Raw genomic sequence first — 2,160 nt, 5'->3', positions numbered from 1 at the left:
CCTCTTGCCCGACTTGAAATGAAAATCATATTAGAAGCATTTTTAGAGGCCTTTTCTCATATCGAACCATTTGAAGATTTTGAATTAGAATCGCATTTAACTTCTTCAGCTACGGGGCAATCTTTAACGTATTTGCCGATGAAGGTGTACAGATAAAGTTTATGTGCATGACAAAGCAGAGAAACGTGAAAGAGGTTTATCTTCTCTCATGTTTCTCTTTTCTTTTATTATCTCGTTTAACTACTTATGTACCAAGTTTAGGAGGGCTTTAATACGATTTAAAGCTGACAGTACCGAAATATAAGCGGCGATGAGCTGGTTAACGAAATATCAGCTATTGCCTTCTCTGCCTTAAAGCATCTTCTATAAAATGCTGATACAAATAATTAATAAGAGCAGTCGCAATCGAGATGATAAAAAGTTGAAAACGCGTCATGTTGACCATTTTGTATACCTTTAGTTTTTCTGCCAGACTCGTCAAAGGATAAGCAAATAGATAATCAAATAGAACGTTAATCAGCAAATATTTTTCAAAATTTCCATAGGTCAGCTTGAATACCCAAAAATTAGCTACAAAAAATGGGCCAAAGATAAAAGATATATCGCTTGCAAGTTTAGGAAAAAGAGGTTTTCTCACTTTCCACCAAGTAAAGCTTTTAGATAACTCACTGATAAAAGCAATAACCAATGAACTAAACGTTAAAACAGGTAGGTATCTTTTAAAGACAAATTTATCAACTTTTACTATAGACAGCCAAGGCAATAAAAGTACTGCCAAAAGCGTTAACTTTCCTTTCATTATGTACCCAACTCCTGCCGTTACGAAAATGTAAGTTAGATCATATCCTCTTTAGTTTGTGTAATAGGCTCTTTTTTATGTGCTTATTACACTGCGTTAGTTCCTTTATTCGCCTTTTGTTACAAAATTTTTTCCTTTCTTTATTTTAATCCTGTACTTTTTTGCTTTTAGGAAATTATTGATTCTCATATTCTGCATGTGCATGGAGAAAATACGGAGGTGAATGTTTAAAAGGAGGAAATAAAAATGACTACAGTACGTGAAGTTATGACTAAAGATGTGAAAGCTTGTGCACCGCACGACCCAGTAACAGCAGCTGCAAAATTAATGCGTGATATTAATTGTGGTTCTGTGCCGGTGTGTCAAGAAAATCGAGTAATGGGAATGATCACAGACCGTGATATCGTGTTAAATTGCGTGGCGGATGGAAAAGATTGCAACACTGTGCATTGCCATGATTGTATGACTAAAGATGTAATTACGTGTTCTCCGGATACGGATATTCACGAGTGTGCACGTATGATGGCTGACCATCAAATTCGCCGCATTATTGTAGTGGAGAATAATAATATGGTTGGAATCTGTGCAATCGGCGACCTTGCGACAGTGAACGTATATGTTGATGAAGCCGGTGCAGCATTAAGCGAGATTTCTAATCAAGTTCATTAAAACTTTTCAGCATATAAATCCTTAATGCTTGTACAAAATAACCCTGTCTGCAAGGAGGTGCTAACATGCCAAATTTAAACGATAACAAATWTAAAAAGATTCAGTCTGAGAGTCAAAAGCAAGGAAAGTCTCAAGAAGAATATGCGGCTGAGCTTGACGCTAATCGTGCAAAAAGCCAAAAGAAAAAGTAACACTAAAAAAGGATTACAATCGGCAGAGGCTCGTTTGTAATCCTTTTTATCCTCCCGTTTTGTTACAGGCTGCGATCAGTTACAAATGTATAGTGAGTATGCGCTTCATACTTCTCACCTGGCTTTAATACACAAGAAGGAAAATGCTGATGATGAATAGCGTCCGGTAAACCTTGTGTTTCTAGGCAAACACCGAGGTATTTCTCTGAGTGAACTCCTCTAATTTCGAATTCTTCGTCTAGATGATTTCCCGTATAGAGAACGACTGAAGGCTGATCCGTTTTGACTTCTATTTTGCGGCCGCTTGCAGGATCAAATAATGACATCTGATTTTCAGCTTCTGMTTCTAAAAGAAATGGATGATCGTATCCTTTACCCACTAATATATTTTGCGGATGTGTGGATTCCACTCCTTCCTTGAGACTATGTCCTTCTCTAAAATCAAATGGGGTATCTGTGACGTTTAACACTTCTCCAGTAGGTAAAAGATCATTATTCAAC

At 36.9% G+C, this 2,160-nt stretch carries 4 protein-coding genes; 2 read left to right on the top strand and 2 right to left on the bottom strand.

Going from position 1 to position 2,160, the window contains the following annotated elements; genetic code table 11:
* Positions 1-334 precede the first annotated feature (334 nt).
* Positions 335-799, bottom strand: a complete 465-nt coding sequence (locus AC1DRF_RS24400) for a hypothetical protein (protein WP_427076308.1) — start codon at positions 797-799, stop codon at positions 335-337.
* Between the two features lie 246 nt (positions 800-1,045).
* Here AC1DRF_RS24400 and AC1DRF_RS24395 point away from each other — a divergent pair, with 246 nt between their 5' ends.
* Together AC1DRF_RS24395 and AC1DRF_RS24390 are read left to right on the top strand one after the other, a co-directional pair.
* Positions 1,046-1,468 carry a CBS domain-containing protein gene (locus AC1DRF_RS24395; RefSeq protein ID WP_013056563.1) on the top strand — a complete coding sequence of 141 codons (423 nt, stop codon included), beginning with the start codon at positions 1,046-1,048 and terminating at the stop codon, positions 1,466-1,468.
* 65 nt (positions 1,469-1,533) lie between these two features.
* Complete coding sequence (locus tag AC1DRF_RS24390) at positions 1,534-1,659, top strand: hypothetical protein (RefSeq protein WP_477741912.1); 126 nt, start codon at positions 1,534-1,536, stop codon at positions 1,657-1,659.
* Between the two features lie 62 nt (positions 1,660-1,721).
* On the opposite strand, the gene AC1DRF_RS24385 is transcribed toward AC1DRF_RS24390, so the two are convergent.
* On the bottom strand, positions 1,722-2,160 hold a 439-nt coding region (locus AC1DRF_RS24385), incomplete at its 5' end, for an aldose epimerase family protein (RefSeq protein WP_477741911.1).

This window comes from Priestia sp. P5_B4 (assembly GCF_056400385.1).
The sequence above is the reverse complement of the archived record's forward strand: the minus strand, read 5'-3'. Positions and strand labels throughout refer to the sequence as shown.

Bases quoted from the DNA above. Each gene is read 5' to 3' on its own strand.
- AC1DRF_RS24395 (WP_013056563.1), top strand. From the start codon at position 1,046: ATGACTACAGTACGTGAAGTTATGACTAAAGATGTGAAAGCTTGTGCA.
- AC1DRF_RS24400 (WP_427076308.1), bottom strand. From the start codon at position 799: ATGAAAGGAAAGTTAACGCTTTTGGCAGTACTTTTATTGCCTTGGCTG.